The sequence below is a fragment of the Streptomyces sp. NPDC026377 genome (assembly GCF_055567715.1).
On the sequence record NZ_JBVHPV010000003.1, the window covers coordinates 471633 to 489613 of the forward strand.

General features: G+C 71.9%; 11 protein-coding genes and 1 pseudogene. 9 read left to right on the forward strand and 3 right to left on the reverse strand.

Translation table 11 applies throughout. The features are described from left to right. Window positions 1-6: 6 nt before the first annotated feature. The 4 genes and pseudogenes from ACZ4MU_RS09870 to ACZ4MU_RS09885 form a co-directional block, all read left to right on the forward strand. Complete coding sequence (locus ACZ4MU_RS09870; protein ID WP_467873314.1) at window positions 7-1110, forward strand: hypothetical protein; 1104 nt, start codon at window positions 7-9, stop codon at window positions 1108-1110. A 283-nt stretch (window positions 1111-1393) separates the two neighbouring features. Continuing rightward, on the forward strand, window positions 1394-5629 hold the full coding sequence (locus ACZ4MU_RS09875) for a Hint domain-containing protein (RefSeq protein ID WP_467873318.1): 4236 nt from the start codon (window positions 1394-1396) through the stop codon (window positions 5627-5629). Then, on the forward strand, window positions 5626-6021 hold the full coding sequence (locus ACZ4MU_RS09880; protein WP_467873321.1) for a hypothetical protein: 396 nt from the start codon (window positions 5626-5628) through the stop codon (window positions 6019-6021). The genes ACZ4MU_RS09875 and ACZ4MU_RS09880 overlap by 4 nt, the downstream gene beginning before the upstream one ends. A gap of 331 nt (window positions 6022-6352) precedes the next feature. Next, a pseudogene (locus tag ACZ4MU_RS09885) lies at window positions 6353-6628 on the forward strand (IS5/IS1182 family transposase); the annotation flags it as partial. Window positions 6629-6761: 133 nt separating this feature from the next. On the opposite strand, the gene ACZ4MU_RS09890 reads toward ACZ4MU_RS09885, so the two are convergent. Beyond that, window positions 6762-7757, reverse strand: a complete 996-nt coding sequence (locus tag ACZ4MU_RS09890) for an acyl-CoA desaturase (RefSeq protein WP_467873323.1) — start codon at window positions 7755-7757, stop codon at window positions 6762-6764. A gap of 346 nt (window positions 7758-8103) precedes the next feature. Here ACZ4MU_RS09890 and ACZ4MU_RS09895 point away from each other — a divergent pair, with 346 nt between their 5' ends. Next, window positions 8104-10272 (forward strand): hypothetical protein, encoded by a 2169-nt coding sequence (locus ACZ4MU_RS09895; protein WP_467873326.1) that lies wholly within the window; start codon window positions 8104-8106, stop codon window positions 10270-10272. 34 nt (window positions 10273-10306) lie between these two features. After that, a complete protein-coding gene (locus ACZ4MU_RS09900) occupies window positions 10307-10564 on the forward strand; it encodes a hypothetical protein (protein WP_467873329.1) in 258 nt (85 codons plus the stop codon). A gap of 53 nt (window positions 10565-10617) precedes the next feature. Here the strand turns inward: ACZ4MU_RS09900 and ACZ4MU_RS09905 are convergent, their stop codons facing one another. Both ACZ4MU_RS09905 and ACZ4MU_RS09910 read right to left on the reverse strand, forming a co-directional pair. After that, window positions 10618-12237, reverse strand: a complete 1620-nt coding sequence (locus ACZ4MU_RS09905; protein ID WP_467873332.1) for a peroxidase family protein — start codon at window positions 12235-12237, stop codon at window positions 10618-10620. 40 nt (window positions 12238-12277) lie between these two features. After that, window positions 12278-13567, reverse strand: coding sequence for a cytochrome P450 (locus tag ACZ4MU_RS09910; RefSeq protein ID WP_467873335.1), 1290 nt, complete (start codon window positions 13565-13567; stop codon window positions 12278-12280). A gap of 395 nt (window positions 13568-13962) precedes the next feature. On the opposite strand from ACZ4MU_RS09910, the gene ACZ4MU_RS09915 reads away from it, so the two are divergent. The 3 genes from ACZ4MU_RS09915 to ACZ4MU_RS09925 all read left to right on the forward strand — a co-directional run bounded on the left by ACZ4MU_RS09915 (window position 13963) and on the right by ACZ4MU_RS09925 (window position 17755). Then, entirely contained in the window at window positions 13963-14649 is a 687-nt protein-coding gene (locus ACZ4MU_RS09915) for a lysophospholipid acyltransferase family protein (RefSeq protein WP_467873338.1), read from the forward strand. A gap of 169 nt (window positions 14650-14818) precedes the next feature. Continuing rightward, window positions 14819-16072 carry a beta-ketoacyl-[acyl-carrier-protein] synthase family protein gene (locus ACZ4MU_RS09920; RefSeq protein ID WP_467873341.1) on the forward strand — a complete coding sequence of 418 codons (1254 nt, stop codon included), beginning with the start codon at window positions 14819-14821 and terminating at the stop codon, window positions 16070-16072. 210 nt (window positions 16073-16282) lie between these two features. Then, on the forward strand, window positions 16283-17755 hold the full coding sequence (locus tag ACZ4MU_RS09925; RefSeq protein ID WP_467873344.1) for a glycosyltransferase: 1473 nt from the start codon (window positions 16283-16285) through the stop codon (window positions 17753-17755). Window positions 17756-17981 lie beyond the last annotated feature (226 nt).

Below are 17981 nucleotides of genomic sequence, written 5' to 3' on the forward strand. Positions count from 1 at the left end.
CCGCCAGTGAGACGTCAGTGGTGGGTCGCCCAGGCCACGGCGGTCGCCTTGCTGACCGGCGGGGGAGTCCTGACGGCGGGGGTGGCACCGGCGTGGGCCGCGGCGCCCCTGACCGCGGCCGCGGCTGAGCAGTCGGCCGACCCGGCGGGGGCGCTCAAGGCCACCGCCGCGCAGAGCGCGCGTGACTACGTGCACTCGATCGCCGTCTCGAAGCTGCCCGCCGAGCTGCGCGTCTCCGCGTGGAACGCGCTGCGCAGCGCCCGGGGCGATGAGGCGATCGCCGAATGGATGGCGCCCGGCGGCGGTTACGCGTACGCCAAGCAGCGCCTGAAGGAGTCGCGCTCGCAGAACCGGAGTTTCTGCGAGCGGGTCGTGGCCACGCACACCGCGCAGTTCTCCCCGGCGGTGCGCGCGGCTGCCGAAAAGGCGCTCAAGGGCTCCGACGCCGACCGTGCCGCCTTCGTGAAGTCCGGTTACGCGCAGGCCCAGAAGCGTGATCGCGAAAGCCGTGCGGCCGACGTCGAGCATGGCCAGCAGGTCGCGGCCGCGGACCGGGAGTTCGTCGTCGTGCTCGCCCAGCACGCCCCGGGCGAGCAGGTGCGGGTGGCGGCGCAGTGGGCGCTGCGGCCGGGTGCCACCGACGCCGACATCGCCGAGTTCTACGGGTACGGCTGGGCCACCGGGGGTTTCCTGGACCTGGAGGCGTACCGGCTGCACGTGTCGGACGCCGAGACGGCCCGGCGCGCCGCGCTCTCCCAGCTGATCGCGAAGGCGGCGGCCGCCGAAGAGGCGGTCAAGGGCGCCGCCGACGCCGCGAAGGCCCGCGCCGAGGCGGAAGCCGCCTGGAAGGCGGTGTCCGAGCACGCCGGTTCCGCGCAGAAGGCGTGGCTGGCGGAGCAGGACGCCGCGGCCGCGCAGGCGGAGAACTGGCGGAGCATCGCCGAGGCCGCCAAGGAGTCCGCGAACGGCCTCTGGAAGGGCATTGGTGATCCCGCCGAGGCCAACCGGACGTCCTGGGCCGAGGAGCAGGCGCAGGCGACCGCGTCGGCCGGCTTCTGGAAGGACATGTTCGAGCGTGCCCGGGACGCGGAGAGCCGCGTCAAGGGCTGATCCGTGGGTCCGACCCGGGTGCCGGCCGGTGTGACCAACCGGCCGGCACCCGGGGGCGCCACGCGCTCAGCGGTTTCCCGTCTCGGCGCGCGCTTCGCCTGCTTCCCGCGCGTGTCCTCGGTCCGCTGCGCGTTTTCTGTTCTCCCTGACCCTCAGTGCGGTGACGCCTGGGGGCAGGGGGTGTTTTCTGTTTTCTTAGTTGAGGGGGATTCATCCCGTGATGGGTAGATTCCGGCCGAGGGCCGGAAGAATACGCGGTCGTGCGACCGCGGCGTCGGGGGCCTTGTCCGCGACGCTGGTGCTGGCGATCCTGGGCGGCTCGACCGCCGAAGCCACCGCCGCCACGACCGCCCGCGCCGAGCAGGCGTCGTACACCAACACCCTGGCGGCGCTGGACCGTGCGGCCGCGTCCCTGCCGAAGGCCGCCGCCACACCGCCGCCCGCCCCGCGCTCCGAGCTGGACAAGGTCAGCGCCGAGCGCGACCGCCAACTCGTCGAGGACTACGCCGAGTTCGACGAGGAAGACGAAGTCCGCGAGGCGGCGAAGAAGGCGCTGGAGAGCAGCGACCCGAACGCGATCAAGGAGTTCCTGGAGCACGGCGAGGCCGAGGCGCGCCAGCGCGCCAAGGACAAGCGCGACGGCACCGACGTCAAGAACCGCCAGCAGATCGAGGCGATGCGCGGCACCGGCGGCCCGGTGTTCAACGCCGAGGTCGAGCGGGTCCTGAAGTCCGACGCCAAGGCCCGTGCCGACTTCCTTGCGTTCGGCGCGGACATCGCCCGCGCGCAGGACAAGAAGAACGACCAGAGCGCCAAGGAGCGCGCGGCGGAGCTGCGCAAGCGCGTCGAGATGCTGGTCGCCTCCGGCGGTCCCGAGGTCAAGAAGGCCGCCGCGGCCGCCCTGGCCACGAACGACGACAAGGTCATCGCCGAGTTCCTGGAAAAGGGCTACCAGATCGCGTCCCAGAAGGACGCGGATGACCGGGCTGCCCACGAGAAGGCGCTCAAGGAGGCTCAGGAGGCCGCGGACAAGCTCCGTGAGCTGGCCGAGAAGGCCGCCCGCGCCGCCGAGGCCCGCACCAAGCTCATCGCCGCCCACGGCAACGCGGTCAAGGCCCTCAAGGAAGCGTCCAACGCGATGACTTCCGCGGCCGGCCAGGCGCGCCAGGCGGACCGCATGCTCTCCGCCGACCGCGCGGGCAAGACCCTCTCCTCCTACGACAGCGTCAAGGCCGAGGCCGCCCGCCAGGTCACCATCGCCTCCGGCGCGGCCAAGGCGGCCCAGATCGCGGCCGGGCAGGCGAAGGTCCAGGCGGACGTTCTCGTCGAGACCGGTCTGACGTACGGCACGCAGTGGTCCGACGTCGCCGCGGGCATCGCCTCGGCCGCGGACGCGGCCGTCAAGGCGAGCCAGACCGCGCAGCACGCCATCGACGCGACCGAGGCCGACGCCAAGGGCCTCAACGCCAAGAACCAGGCCGAGCTGCACGAGCAGCAGGCCAAGCAGTGGCGCGCCAACGCCGAGCAGCACGCCCAGGCCGCCGCTTCGCTGGCCGACGCCGCTGCCAAGCAGGCCAAGATCGCAGCCGATGCGGCAGCCCGTGCCAAGACCGCCCGTATCGCGGCCGAGAAGGCCGAGAAGGAGGCCTGGGAGCACGCCAAGAAGACCCGCGAGGCCCGCGTCGAGGCGCAGCGCCAGGCGAAGATCGCGGCCGAGCAGCGCGCCATCGCCGAGCGCGAGCGCAACCTGGCGGCGGCGGCGCGGGTCCGCGCCGAGAAGGAACGCGACATCGCGGCCGCTGCCCGGGCCCGCGCGGAGGCCGAGGCGCGCACCGCGTCGGCGGCTCGCGCGGATGCGCAGGCGGCCGCGGCCACGGCGGCGGGAGCGCGTGCGCACGCCGCCGAGCAGGAGGGCATCGCGGCGAAGGCCGACGAAGCGGCCCGCGGCGAGGAGACCAACGCGCGCAACGCCCGCGCCAAGGCGTTCAAGGCCGAGCAGGAACACCAGGCGAAGGAATCCCGGGCACGGGCCGCTGAGGCGATCGCGGCCTCGGGCCGAGGCACCGTGGACGCGGGTACGGCCCGAGCGGCTGCGGACTCGGCACGGGAGGACGCCAACACCGCCAAGACGGCGGCCGGCCAGGCCCGCGGCGCCGCCGATACGGCAAGTGGTGCGGCGGTACGAGCCCGGTCGGCGGCCACCGAGGCCGCGGGAGCCGCTGCTCGGGCGCGAGCCGCAGCAGCCGAGGCCACCGCGCACGCGGCGCGCGCCAACGCCGCCGCGAACAAGGCTGAGGCTGCCGCTGCTGCTGCCAACGCCGCTGCCAACAAGGCTGAGGCCGAGGCAGCGGCCACCCACGCGGCCGCGCTGCGCGCCAACACCCAGGCCGCCGAGGCCACCGCTCAGGAGGCCCGCGCCGGCGTCGCCGCGCACGAGGCCGCCCGGCTGGCGGGGCTGGCCGCCGCCGAGGCCAACAACGCGCTCCAAGCGGCCAACCGCACCAAGGACGAGGCGGAAGGCGCGGTCCGCGAGGCCGCGATGGCCCGGCTCCAGTCCGGCATCGCCGTCCAGGCCTCCAACGCCGCCCGCACCACCGCGGCCGGTATCGCCGACCCGGCCAACACCGCGATCGAGCTGACCGCGCCGTTCTCCGGCAAGGACATCGACGCCGACTTCGCCGCAGCGGTGGCCGCAGCCGCCCAGGACCTCGGTCAGGAGCAGGTCACCTCGGCCGATGCCAAGGCAACCGAAGCCGTCAAGGCCGCAGAAGCCGCCGAAGCAGCCGCACAGCGTGCCAGTGCCCAAGTAGCCCCCGCTTTCAAGGCGGCCGCAGACGCGGCACGATCCTCCGCCAACGCGGCACGCTCGACCGCGGCGGCGATGAAGTCCGCCGCGCAGGCGGCAGAAGATGGCGCCAAGGCCAGGGCCGCCGCGGCTCGGGCCAACCAGGCCGACGCCCAGGCCCAGGCCGACGCGAAGCTGGCCCGTCAGGCTGCCAACCAGGCCTTCAAGGACGCGGCGGCGGCCCGCCAGGCCGCCGACCAGGCCGAAGCCGAGGCGTCCCGGGCCCGGGGCGCCGCCGCCGAGGCCGACCAGCACGCGATCGCCGCCAACAGCGCCGCCAGCCGGGCCGAGCAGGAGGCCACGGTCGCCCAGGGCGCGGCCAAGCAGGCGGAAGAGGACGCCACCGCGGCCGGCAAGCTGGCCGAGTCGGCCGAAACCCACGCCAAGTCGGCTGAGGCCGCGGCCAAGAATGCCAACCAGTACGCCAAGGAGGCCGGCGAGGCGGCCACGAAGGCCGAGGAGTACGAACGCGAACAGGAGCGTAAGCGCCGAGAGGAGGCGGCCAAGCAGGACGGCAAGGGGGGCGGTCCTGAGCTGTCCGCGCAGGAGAAGTGGGCACTCCAGCAATCGGGCATGTCGCCCGAGGAGTACGAGAAGGCTCGGAAGCTCGCGGACAAGACGATCACCGATTTCCTGATGGAGAACGGTGGTGAGATCATCGTCGATCTCTTCTTCGAGGACATCAAGAAGTGCTTCACGGAAGGGAACATCGAGAGTTGTTTCTGGGCCGTGATCGGTTCTCTTCCTTGGGGTAAGGCCCTCACGGTCATCAAGAAGATGCCGGAGATCAGCAAGGCCATCAAGCGGATCGTCGGGGGCATCGACAAGTTCCTTGAAGAGTCCGAAACGGCGAAGAAGCTGATCAGCAAGGGTCAGCAGGCCCTGCAGAAGCTCGATAAGAGCCCCGTATGCCGGGTGAAGGCCAAGTCCAACAGCTTCACTCCGGAAACCCCCGTGCTGATGGCCGGCGGAGCACGCAAGCCGATCAGCGACGTCCAGGTCGGGCAGCAGGTGCTGGCCACCGATCCCGAATCCGGAAAGACGGAAGCGCGAACCGTCACCGACGTGATCGTCGGGACGGGGCAGAAGAACCTCGTCCAGATCACCATCGACACGGACGGAGAGGCCGGGAACGACACGGGCGTGGTGACCGCCACAGGCGGCCACCCGTTCTGGGTGGCCGATCAGGGCCGTTGGTTGGGCGCGGCGGCCCTCAAGGCGGGCGACCAGCTGCGTACCCCCGACGGTGCGCTGCGCAAGGTCGTCGGCGCGCGCTCGTGGACTGAGTTCCACACGGTGTACAACCTCACCGTCGATGGTCTCCACACGTACTATGTGCTGGCGGGCGCCACGCCGTTCCTGGTGCACAACTCGAATTACGCGTGGTGCACGGACGAAGTACGGATCGAAGAAGCCGATCTCATCGCCCAGGGACACGCACAGAGCAAGCACGCGGGAGACTTCCCCGGCATGTCGGTGGACGATCTCGTCAAGCTCACCCAGGACGTCATGAAGAACCCGTCGCGTACCAAGGATCTGGGCCGCGGACGAAAGGCCTATCTGGGAAAGGACGGGACGACCTTCGTGGTCCACAATCCGAACGCTGAGGACGCGGGGTCGGTCTACCGCGTGGATCCGACCAAGCTCGAAGACTACTGGGAAGGACTGGAATGACGTCTGCCGATGCGGTGACGGCGGGCGAACTGCTCGCCGAGGGTGAGATCGCCCTGCTGCGACGCGCCCTCCTGGAGTGGTGCGGGCCGGCTCGATGCAGTGATCAACTTGCCGTCGGCATGGGGTTCACGGATGCGCGAGACCTGGTCGACCAGTGCCTCGCGCTTCGTGGCGCGCTCGCCTCGAATGAGCCGATCTCTCCGGTGGAGTGGGCGCGTGTGCTGCTCGCAGTGGAGATCGTTTTCGCGAGCGACCTGATGGGGTCGGGAGTCGAATGGCCGACAACCACGGGGCTCGACGATGAGTCGACCATCACGACACTGCGCGTGATCCAGCGGAAGCTGGCCAGGACCATCCGTCCCTACTACGGGAAGACCCCGAACAGTCAGTGACCCAGGGGTCACTCCGCACCGCTGTCGGCTAAGGCATGGCGGGCACTCGCGCGAGTGCCCGCCATGCCTCAGCTTTTTGCGGGGCCCCGGCCGGGTCGGGCGGACGGGCGGTGAAGTGGTGGCCCCTGGCAAGGTCCTCGTGAACCTGCTGAGCGACACCAACTGTGTTGGCCGTGCATAGAAATAGGTCAGATGTGGGCCCGTACTGCAGTCGGGCAGGCAGGTACCCCGTGCCGGTCGCAGAGCATCCGACCGCGTGGCCCGTCCCGCCTGTCGGCGACTCCTCTGGGCCCCATGTCTGTTGCTGCCTGTTTGCTGTGTCGTATGTCGTCTGTCGGACGCGAACGGACTGCCGCTGGTCGTCGGTGTCTCCGCCGCCAACACGTACGACGGCGAAGGTCTGAAGCCGATGGTGGCGGGTCTCCAAACGCAGCACGCCCCCGCCGCGGCCGCTGCTTCAAGCTGCGGCATTACACGCGACAAAGCCTAAGGTGCCATCCACCTGCGGAAATGGCTGTGGGACAGACACATCGGCGTCCGCATCGCCCGCAAAGGTACCGAGTCCAGTGAACGTCTCGGCCGCCGCAGGTGGGTGACTGAACGAACCGCCCCCTGACTCTTCGGCTACCGGTGGCCACCGTCCGGCAGCTCGTCAGCAGCGGGCCGAAGAGGCCAGTGCCCTCGTCGTCGAGGACACAGCCCCCACCCCTTCGCCCTTCGCATCCCACAACGCGTCTGGGCTACTCCCCGAGCGCCCGCGTGTGCGGCGTGCGTCGCGCGGTCGTCTCCGGGTGGAGCCGCGTGGCGATCCGCCGGGCGTCCGGCCAGCGCACGTCGTAGGCCCAGCCCCACCGTTCGAAGCGGGCGATGAGCCAGGCCGTCAGGTCGGGCTGGCCCTTCAGACCGCCGTGCCGAGCGCTGTTGGGGTCGGCGTGGTGCAGATTGTGCCAGCCCTCGCCGAAGGTGAGCAGGGCGACCCAGGCCACGTCCCGGGACTGGTCGCGGGTGCGGTAGTGCCGGCTGCCGAAGGCGTGCGCCACGGAGTTCACGGACCAGGTGACGTGGTGGACGACGGCGTAGCGGACCAGGCTCGCCCAGAGGAGGGTGACCGTGGCCGCCCTCCAGTCGTGGGTCACCGCCAGGACGAGCGCCGGAGGCAGCCCGAGCGAGGCGGCCATGGTGAGGGGGTAGCAGCGGTCCAGTCGGCACACGTCGGGGTCGGCGAGCAGATCGGGCGCGTAGCGCGGGTAGTGGGAGCGGACCGGGGAGGAGGCGAACCACCCGACCTGGGCGTGCCAGAGCCCCTTGAGCAGGGCCCGGCGGCTGGTGCCGTACTTCCACGGCGAGTGCGGGTCGCCCTCCCGGTCCGCGTGCTGGTGGTGGCGTCGGTGCTCGGCCACCCACATCGTCACCGGGCCCTCCAGGGCGAGCCCGCCCGCGATGCCCAGGGCGATCCGCAGGGGGCGCTTCGCCTTGAACGACAGATGGGTGAAGTGCCGGTGGTAGCCCGCTGTGATGCCCATGATGGACAGGGCGTACATCCCGGCGCCGAGGACCGCGTCGTACCAGCGCGGCCCCCAGCCGCCGGCCAGGGCGGCGGGCAGCGCCAGGACCAGCACCGCCAGCGGCCCCACCACGAGCGTCAGCAGGTAGCCGGTGCGCAGCGGGAGGCCGACCGGGACGGTGTCGGGAAGCGGGGCCCGCGGGCCATCCGCGTGTTCGAGGGACGTGGTCATGGCGTACCTCCCAGGAGCGGGGAGGGAGACCCTCCCGGGAGCACAAGGGACGGTCCTGCCGCGAGGGGAGGAGTGCAGGGAGTCATGTGCGGCGATTATGCGCAAGCAACACGCCCCCGGAGTTCAGGCGCGGCGCGCGGGACGCCCCCGGCGTCATCCTCTACCTGGATGGATGAAGGGATGGATGAAGGGATGGAAGAAGGGATGGATGAAGGTGCGGGCCCGGAGACCCTGGCTGACGATGGGACCAGGCCCGGGACGCGTCCCGCGGGCACGGGCCCGCTCGGCACACGTCCTCGTACACGCGAGCCGTGCCGCGGCCAGTGGACGAGGGAGGGAGCCAGGGATGCGAGCGGACGGCCACGCGCCCGGACGGCCCACGCCGGACGGAGAGGACGACCGGGAGCTGCTGCGTCGGTGCGCGCGGGATGTGGTCGAGGCCGCAGAAGGCATCCGCGCGGTGTCCGCGCGCACCAGCAGTGCCCTGTTCGCACCGTCCCTGGCCGCCTCCGCGCGTCGTCGGCCCCGCACCGGCCTCGCCGCCCAGTGGGCGCTGCTGCGCGCGCTGACGAACAAGCAGGGTCTGGGTGGCTCGGCGATCACCGCGCCCACGGGCGTGGGCCAGGTGCTCGGCGCGGCGGGGGAGGTGCTGGGCCGGGAGAGCCTGGCCGCGCTGGTCGCCGTCACCTCGCTGCGGCTGAGGATCGCCGCCGTGCTGGTCGACCACCCCGAGTTCGAACGCGACCCCGGCATGCGCCGGCTGATGGCCGCGGTCACTGCGGACCGCGACCTGGAGGCCGTACGGGCCCTGCGCGCCCTGTTCCGGGACCAGGGCGCGCAGCGCGCGCTGTCCGGGCTCGCGCCGCTGATGGCCGAGCTCCTCGCCATTCGCGCCCTGCTGGACGAGGATCCCAAGAACGACGAGACCGGCTGGGCGCTGGCTGCCGGACGGGAGCTGTCCGCGGACCCGCTGCACGGCATCAGCGCCGCCCATCTGGCGGCCATGGACAAGGGGGAGGGTGCCGCCGAGCCGGTGGACCTCTCCGACCAGGAGCGGCAGCTCATCGCCGCTGAGGGATCCTTCCTCGGGTTCCTGGGCAACATCGAGGCGCTCCGCACCGATGGGCGCATCCTGGTGCAGAACGTGCGGGGCCCCGACGGCGTCGTCCGCTACGTCCTGCAGGCACCCGGCATGGCTCCGGGCCGCCCCCGCAACGACTCCCCGCAGGACTTCATCGGGGCCTGGCGCAACCTGTTCATGGCCGACTCGCCCTACACCCGCTCGATCCTGCTGGCCCTTGCGGACTACGGCATTCCGCGGGGCGCCGAGGTCGCGATGATCGGGCACAGCGAGGGCGGAATCGCCCTGATGAACCTCGCGCAGAACGAGGAGTTCTGCCGCGCCTACCGGGTCACGCACGTGGTGGCCGTCGGCTCGCCGGTCGACAACAAGAAGCCGGCCGATCCGCGCACCTGGGTCGCCAGCATCACCAATCAGCACGACATCGTCCCCGTCCTCGACGGCCGGGGGGCGGGTTCCGCGTTCGACCCGCACCCGAACTGGTACGAGGTCGACTACACCGGCCCCACCCACGAGTTTCCGCTGTGCCACATGCTCCGCGAATACATCGAGCACCTCACGACCGTCATCCCTGAGACGCGCGACCACGTGGACGAAGCGCTCAGCCCCTACCGCGGCGCCGTCGTCCGCAGCCAGGTGTACCAGCTCAAAGACCGCGCACGCCCGCCCGAGGGCTACCCCTTCCTCACCCTGCCCACCAGCGCGTTCCCCACGACGGCCGGCCCGGTCGACGTCCCCGTGCGCTACTACGACTCCTCAGCCGCGCATCTCTGCTTCGCGGTCCGCGCCGACACGGCCCGCGCGCTGCTGCCCGATGTGACCTGGATGACCCCCAGCCGACTGGCCGGACGGGCCCTCGCGGTGCTGTCGCTGTACGAGCACCGCTGCACCACGATCGGCCCGTACACGGAGATCGCCCTGTCCGTCCTGGTCGACGACCTGTGGCGACCCCGTCCGTACGACGTCGCGGCGGACCTGCTGCGGCGGGTGGACCTGCGCCGCACCGGCCGGTATGTCCTGTCCCTCGCCGTGACGAGCGAGGAGGCCCGGATCGTCGCCCAGGAGATCTGGGGGCAGGCCGCGGTGCGGACGGCGGCCGAGGCCGACCTGATGGGCCGGCAGATCACCGTCCGCTCGCCGGGCCTCGGGCTCGCCGTCGAGGGCCGGATCGGCCCTGGCGTGCGCTGCCCGGAGGCGGACTGGGTGCTCTACGGCCGCCGCGGCGGCAGCACCGTACGCACCCTGGTCCGGGACCACGGCAGGCTGCGGCTGCACCCCGGCGGCGGAGTCCGGCTGCGGCTGGACGGCGCGGCGGGCGGACCGCTCGCCGGTCCCCTGCGCGAACTCGGCATCGACAGGACCCGGCCGCTGTTCGTCCTGAGCTGCCCCCAGCTCATGCTCCACCGCAGCGCGGGCGCCGTCCTGCCGCGCTGAAGTCCGAACCGCACCGAGCCGAGTGGGAGCCGCCATGGTCACCGAGTCCCCCCGAGCATCCGCCGCCGCGTCCGACGAACTCGTCGGCCAAGTGGGTACGCTGCGGCAGGACGCCGACCGCATGGAAGCCTACGGCCGTCGGCTGCTCGCCACCGCCACCACGCTCGGCGGCTGTCCTGCGGCGCCCGAGTGGAGCCGGGCCACCCTGGAGCAGCAGGCGGCCGCCTGCGCCACGGCGGCGGAACAACTGCGCACCGCCGCCGAAGCCCTGCTCGCGCACGTCCGCGGCTGACCCACCGGCGCGGCCACGGGGCACCCCGGCAGGGCGGCCGTGGGACGCCCCGCTCAGAGCGCGGTTGGCCGGGTGTCGCCGACGGCGCTGCCCAGCGACACGAAGTAACGTCCCGAATCCTCCGGCAGGTTGCGGTGCACCAGGTCGGAGAAGCTCCGGGTCTCCCGGACGACCCGCATACCCTCTTCCGAGAACGTCGAGGGCGCGAAGAGACGGGGCGCGAGCAGCGGGTTGTTCAGCGCCTCGGAGAACGCGTCGACCGAGATGATCCGTTCGAGGAGCCGGCCGAAGATCGCACCGGGCTCCGGCTCCTCCGCGAACAGACCGACGTACAGGTCGATGCCGTCGACGCCGCCGTACAGGTCCAGCAGCGCTTCCTGGACCCGTAGGTCGCCGGTGATCTGCCGTGGATGGGTGACCGGCGGGAAACCGTAGTGGACGCGGTAGTCGTTGTACGACGCCAGCCGCAGCTCCCGGCCGACCGCGACGGAGCGCGCTTCGATGGGCAGCAGCAGCTCGTCGGTGTTGAACAGCCCGGAGAGACCGGCCGGTTGCCGTGACAGGTCCTCGAACAGCGGCCCGAGGCCGCGGTCGAGGACGAGCCGGCCGTTGGCGATCGTGCGGGCGAGCGGCAGGTCCTGGCCCGCGATCCGGTAGGTGGACGGGATGAGGCTGTGCCAGCGGTAGACGAGGCTGAACTCGATCGTCGCCCAGTTCTCCCGGTGCCACACCCCCCGGTCGGTGCGTACCGGGTCGAGGACGAAGTCGAAGTGGTACGGCGTGATGTGGTTGATGTACTCCTCCAGCATCACCCGGATCATCATCACGATCAGGGTGTTGCGGGTGGTCTGGAAGACGCGCTCGTCGTCCCACTCCGGATGGGCGGCGCCGAGGATGCCGGCGACGCGGTTGTGCTCGCGCAGGAACAGGACATTGAGCGCCATCGGGCCGATGTGCGCGTGCACCCGGTCGCCGCCGCAGGCGAAGAGCGTGTCGACGCAGTCCTTGGGCACCTCGCCGAAACGGACCGGTCTGATCGCCGCGAACTCCTCGATGATCCTGCCGTCCCGGCACAGCGCGGGCGGGAACTCGGCGCCGTTGATGACCCGGCTCTTCAGCCTGCCGCCCTCGAAGGTGCGCAGACACGCGGTGACCTCCTCGCGGTCGCCGTAGAGCTGGCACATGTCCAGGGTGTGCGGGGAGTCCGTGCGGCGCGGGTCGCCGGTGGCGGCGTGTCCGCGCAGGAAGCCGTCGGTGAACCACTGCGCGAACGCGGGGAGCAGCGCTGTGGAACGCGCGCAGTACGTTCCGCCGCCTTCGCGGCGGAACAGCTCGGCAACCTCCTGCGGGGCCGGCAGGTTCCCGGGTTGCCCGGCCGTCGGCGGCAGGTGCCGGCCCACCCAGGAGCGGTCGGTGAGGGAGTCCCAGGAGGTGTACGGGCTCTTCGTGCTCAACGGCTCCGGGCGCGGGGGCGCCTTGAGGACCGCCAGGTCGGTGAGGGTCGAGTTGAGCCTGCGATGCAGCCACCTGCTGCGCTGGGCCGCCTGCCAGGCGGGGCGGTAGTGGGTCAGCAGATGGGTCTCGAACCGGTTGCGCCGGCCGTCGCGGGACCTGTCCCGGGCTTCCTTGCGCGGGACCGTCCGGTCCTCGGTCTCGCGAGACGTGACGGTCATGGGGTCCTCCGGGTGCGCGGGCGGCGGCGGTCGGTGGCGGTCAGGCCGCGGGTACGGCCCGGCGGCCGGAACTGACCGGGTAGTGCTGCGGGAACGGGGTGCCCGCGTAGTCGAGGGCGCGTTCACCGCCGGGCAGCGGACGGACACCGGGGCGCAGCAGCACCCGTCGCACCAACTCCGGCACGATCACCTGGGCGGCGTACTTCCCGACGCAGTCATGCGCGCCGTACCCGAGGACGAGGTTGTGCGCCGACGGGCGGCCGGGGCGGAACTCGGCCGGCGCGTCCAGCACCTCCTCGTCGAACATGGCGGACGCGAAGCACGCCAGCACCACGCTCTTGGCCGGGATCACCGTCTGCCGCGGGGTCCCGGCGGCCAGCACGTGGTCGCGCACGCAGAGCCGGGGCGTGACGGGCACGAACGGGTGGAAGCGCAGGGCCTCCCACACATAGCCGTCGAAGAGCTCCGGGTCGCCCGCCCCTGCCGCCCGCTCGGCCTCGGCCAACGCCTCGGGGCGCAGCGCGAGCTCCTTCAGCGCGGTGGCCGTGCACTGGGTGGCATTCTGCTGATAACCCGTCAGGTAACCGGCCAGGTTGGCGTTGATCCGCTCGTCGTCGAATCCGTACTCGGCGGGCAGTCGCGTATCCAGCATCCGGCCCAGGATGTCCGTGGCACCGGCGCCGCCGTCCTCGGACGCGGACCGGCGCCGGGTGATCACCTCGGCCACCCGCTCGCGCAGCTCGCGACCGGCCGCCACCCCGGCCGCGTGGATCTCCGGGTCGCGGTCGGGATTGACGGCGAACGCCCACTGCATACGGCGGGTGCAGGAGTGCAGGATCTCCTCGTCGATGCCGTCCAGCCCCAGGTAGGAGCGGGCCACCCGGGCGGCGGCCAGACGGGCGTAGTCCTGGATCACATCGAAGGTGTCACCACCCCGGGCGACCGCCTCGTCCAGGACGGTATCGGCGATCCGTGCCGTCAGCTCGCGCACCCGGGGCGCGTCCTCGGCCGCCAGGAGCACCTGCCCGTAACCGCGCTCGCGCCAGTGCAGGTCGGAGCCGTCCCGGGCGAGGAGGAAGGGAGCACCGAGTACCTCCTCCAACGCAGGCCCGAACACGCCCACGGTGAACGTCTCGGGGGCCGACAACACCTCCAGTACGTCCGGGTGCCGGGTGATGAACACCCCGACGGGTGTGCTGAACACCGGCCGCTGGGCGCGCAGTTCGGTGAACAGCGCGGCCTTGTCGGCTGCCAGGCTCCGCCGCAGCAGGGCCACCCGCCGCGGGACGTCGTCCTCCGGGAGTGCGTCGTACGCGGTGAGGAAGTCCATGACGGCATTGAGCCATCGGACAGCGGGCGTCGCACCTCGGGCAGGCATCCGGGGCAGCGCCGGGGTGCGGGGGAGCGGAGCCGGGGTGACGATCGTGGGCGGGACCGGGGCCGCCCACGTGGACCGGCCCTGGCGGCGCGGACTGGCCCCGGCGGCGTCGGGGTACGAGGGGCGTCCTGATGGGCGCGCCGGTTCGGGGCGTCTGACGCGCGCTGTCCGCGTGGGTGGGCGTGTCCGGGCCGTCTGTCGCGCGCTGTCCTCCGTCCACCGTCGGTGTGCCGCCGCGTTCGGTCTGCCACCGCGTTCGGCCTGCCGTCCGCCGAGCCGCCGCCGTGCCGCGCATGCCGGACAGCGGCCCCGACCCCGCCGAACGTCGTCCCGGAAGGAGAGCCCGGATGCTGTCCGCATGGGCCGGATCCCTGGTGCCCGTCCTCAGCGACACGACCGTGAGCGGCGCCGAGCACCTGAGCCGGGCCGCTGGTGGCGGGTGTGTCCTCGCCGCAAACCACACCTCGTTCTTCGACCCGGTGCTCCTGATCGGCACCCTGCACCGGCTCGGGCTGCGGCCCGCCGTGCTGGCCACCGCCGGAATGTGGCGGGTACCTCTGCTGTCCCGGGCCCTCACCCGGGAGGGATACGTACCGGTGCACCGGGGGAGCCGCCGAGCCGGGGACGCCCTGCGACACGCCGCCGAGGCTCTCACCGCGGGGCGCAGCGTGCTCATCTACCCCGAAGGGTGTCTGCCTCACCACCGCACCTCCCACGACCGGCCGCCCGGCCCTCTGAAGACCGGTGTCGTCCGGCTCGCGCTGTCCATCGGCGCGCCCGTGATCCCGATCGGGCACGCGGGTGCGCGCCGGGTCGCTTCCGGAAGCCGGGCCAAGCAGCTGGCGGGCTGGGCCACCGCACCGGTACGCCGGCCTCGCGTCCACGTACACATCGGCCCGGCGCTTCGGCTCGACTCCTCGGACCGGCCGCTGGAAGACCTGGAGGCCGCACTGGGCGTCACCTGGTCCGGCGCGGTGCACAGGCTGCGGGACGGGCCGCCGTGCGAGGACCAAGCCCCCCACGACCAGTTCTGATGACGGGGCGCCACCATTCGCCGGCCGTACGAGGACCCGGCCCCCCTCCGGCTCACGCCGATGACGTGGCGCCGCCATTCGCTCAAACGGGTGGTACGGCTCCCTCCGTCTGGGCCGAACGAGTTGCGGTGTCCCTGAAGCTCCCCCTGCGGCCCGAACAATCACCCTTATGCACCTCGTGACAGCACATGGCCCCGCACGGCGCGCCCCCGTGGCCGTCACCGGACTGGGACTGGTCACCCCGGCGGGCATCGGCCGGGAGGCGGCGTGGGCGGGTCTCACGGCCGGGCTGTCCACGGCCACCGACGACCCTGCCCTGCGCGGGCTGCCCGTGGCCTTCTCCTGCCAGGTTCCCGGTCTCGACGCGGCTGGACTGCTCGGGCACCGGCTCGCCCGACGCCTCGACCGCTTCACGGTTTTCGCGCTGCTCGCCGCCCGGGAGGCCGTTTCCGATGCGGGCCTGGCCCCCGACGGCTGGGACGGCGCCCGTATCGGCGTGGTGATGGGTGTCGGTATGGGGTCCATACAGGGGTGGCAGGCGGAGTTCGACCGGCTCGCGGCCCAGCTGCCCGAACGCGTCTCACCCCTGGCCCTGACGCGCAGCGTGCCCAACATGGCCGCCGCCGAAATCGCCCTCGATCTCGGGGCGCAGGGTCCCAACCTGGTCGTCAGCGCCGCCTGCGCCTCCGGGACCAGCGCGATCGGAATGGCACGCGACTGGCTGCTGTCGGGGTCCTGCGACGTGGTCCTGGCCGGCGGCAGCGAGTCGGCGCGGCTGCGCATGACGGCCGCCTGCTTCGCCCAGATGCGCGCCCTCTCACGCCGCGCCGAAAGTCCCGCGACCGCCTCGCGACCGTTCGACCGGGGCCGCGACGGCTTCGTCCTCGGTGAGGGGGCGGGCGTCCTCGTCCTGGAACGCATCGAGGACGCCCGGGCGCGACGCGCGCGCCCCCAAGCCCTGCTCGCCGGATACGGGGCCTCCTGCGACGCCCACCACTTCACGGCCCCGCAGCCCGACGGCGACGGCGCGGCACGAGCTCTGCGCGCTGCCCTCTCGGACGCCGACCTGGCCCCGGAGGACATCGACCACGTCAACGCGCACGGCACCGCCACCCCGCAGGGAGACGCGGCCGAGCACAACGCGCTGCACCAGGTCTTCCGGCGGCCTCCGCCCGTCACCGCCGTCAAGGGCACCATCGGACACGCCATCGGCGGCGCGGGTGCCATCGAAGCGGCCTGCACCGTGCTCACCCTGCGACACCAACTGATCCCGCCCACCGCCAACCTCGACACCCTCGACCCCGAACTGGACCTGGATGTGGTCGCCAAGGTGCCCCGCCCCCAGCGGATGGGAGCCGCCGTCAGCAACTCCTTCGGCTTCGGCGGTCAGAACGCCGTACTCGCCTTCACAGCCACCCACTGAAAGCCCCGGCCCCGCCCCCTTCCTGCTGCTGCCCCTCCGGCCGGAATCGGGGGTCACGCCGCGCCATCCGTCTCCCGCAACGCCCGGCACGGCCGGTCGGCCCCCTCTGCTCACCCCCTCCGTGCTGAAGCAAACCCGTTCCTGCCCCTGGCAGTTCGCCAGACGGGACGGGCCTGAGGGGCCCAAGTGTTGTGACATCAGCTGGTTCGGGTGGGCGACTCCGCAGATGGGATGAAAGGCATGTCTGTGGTCCCCTGGGAAACCGTCGTGCGCGGCGTCGGATTCTTCGTCATCGTGATCACACTGGCCTACAACGGGCCGTTGTTCGTCAGTGGTCTCCTGTTCGCCCGCCACAGCGACACGTCGCTGCGTGGGCAGCTCGCGGTCAAGGACGGCGCGCCCGTGGCGCTGCCGCTGGGCTGGACGGTGTTCGTCGTGGTGCCGTGTCTGAACGAGGCGCGAGTCATCGTGAACACGGTCCGTTGTCTGCTGGACCTGCAGCCAGGGGTCCGGGCCGTGGTCATCGACGACGGCAGTGACGACGGCACCGCCGGTCTTGCCGAAGCCGCGGGCGGAGATCGCGTCGCGATCGTGCGACGGTCGCTGCCCGAGGCCCGGCGGGGCAAGGGAGCCGCTCTGAACGCCGGTCTGCGCCATGTCCGCTGGCGAGTCCGTGAAGAGTGCCTGGACCCGGCGCGGGTGCTGGTGTGCGTCCTCGACGCCGACGGCCGGTTGACGCCGGGTGCGGTGGCCCGCGTGGCCGCGCTGTTCGAGGCGCCGGCGGTGGGCGGTGTGCAGCTGGCGGTGCGTATCCGTGACCGAGGCCGTGTTGCCCTGCGGTTCCAGGACTTCGAGTTCTGGGCCCTGAGCGCGCTCAGCCAGTTCGGGCGGGCGGCCATGGGGTCGGTGAGCATGGGCGGCAACGGCCAGTTCACCCGCTTGTCCGCGCTGGACAGTGTGGGTGAACAACCGTGGTCGGACTCGCTGACCGAGGACCTCGACCTGGGCATCAGCCTTGCCGTCCAGGGCTGGACGGTGACATCCACCATGAGCGCCTACGTCTCCCAACAGGGCCTGACCGACCCTCGCCGCCTGCTGCGCCAGCGCACCCGCTGGCACCAGGGCCACATGAGCGCCCTCACGCGCCTGCCCGAACTGTGGGCCCGCCCCGGCATCCGGCTCGCGACCCGGATCGAACTCACCGGCTACCTGCTGCTGCCCTACCTGATCACCTTGCCGTGGTCACTCGTCCAGCAGTACGTGCTCTACCGCCTCGCACGAGAGCACGTGCCCCAACTGCTCCACTTCCCAGCAGGGCCGGTGTGGCTCCACGTGCTGGGCGGCCTTGGCTGCTACGCGCTGGTCTTCGCCGGATACCTGGCACTGGCGCTGGTGTACTGGCGACGCACCGATGATGTCTCGCTGGGGAAAGCGGCTGTCTACGCCCAGGCCCTGGTCCTGTGGAGCTATGTCAGCTTCATCGCCGCCTGGCGCGCCGTAGGACGCATGCTCACCCGACGCAAGGGCTGGGCCAAGACCGAGCGCGTCCAGGAGGTCCCCGTTGAGTACCCACCGCGCAGTCCCGTGGGGCGCTGTGAGTGTGTGACGGCTCATCGTGTCGCCGACTGGGCCCGCTGGCGGGAGAAATGCCGCTGTCGCTTCCCGGAACGGTCTTTGAACTGAGCACATGGCCCATGGGAAACCTCGTATGTCTGCCTGGTGTGCCGGGCCTCGTACAAGCAGTCCCACGACAGCACGAGGCAGCGGAGTTGTCCGCGCTGTGCGGGGCTGATGATCCATGCGGGGTCGGCGTTCGCCGCACCCCGACGACGGGACCTGGCGGCATGGCGGATCCTCACCGTGCTGTTGAACGCGGGCGTGGCTTTCCACAAAAGCTGCTGCGGCGGAC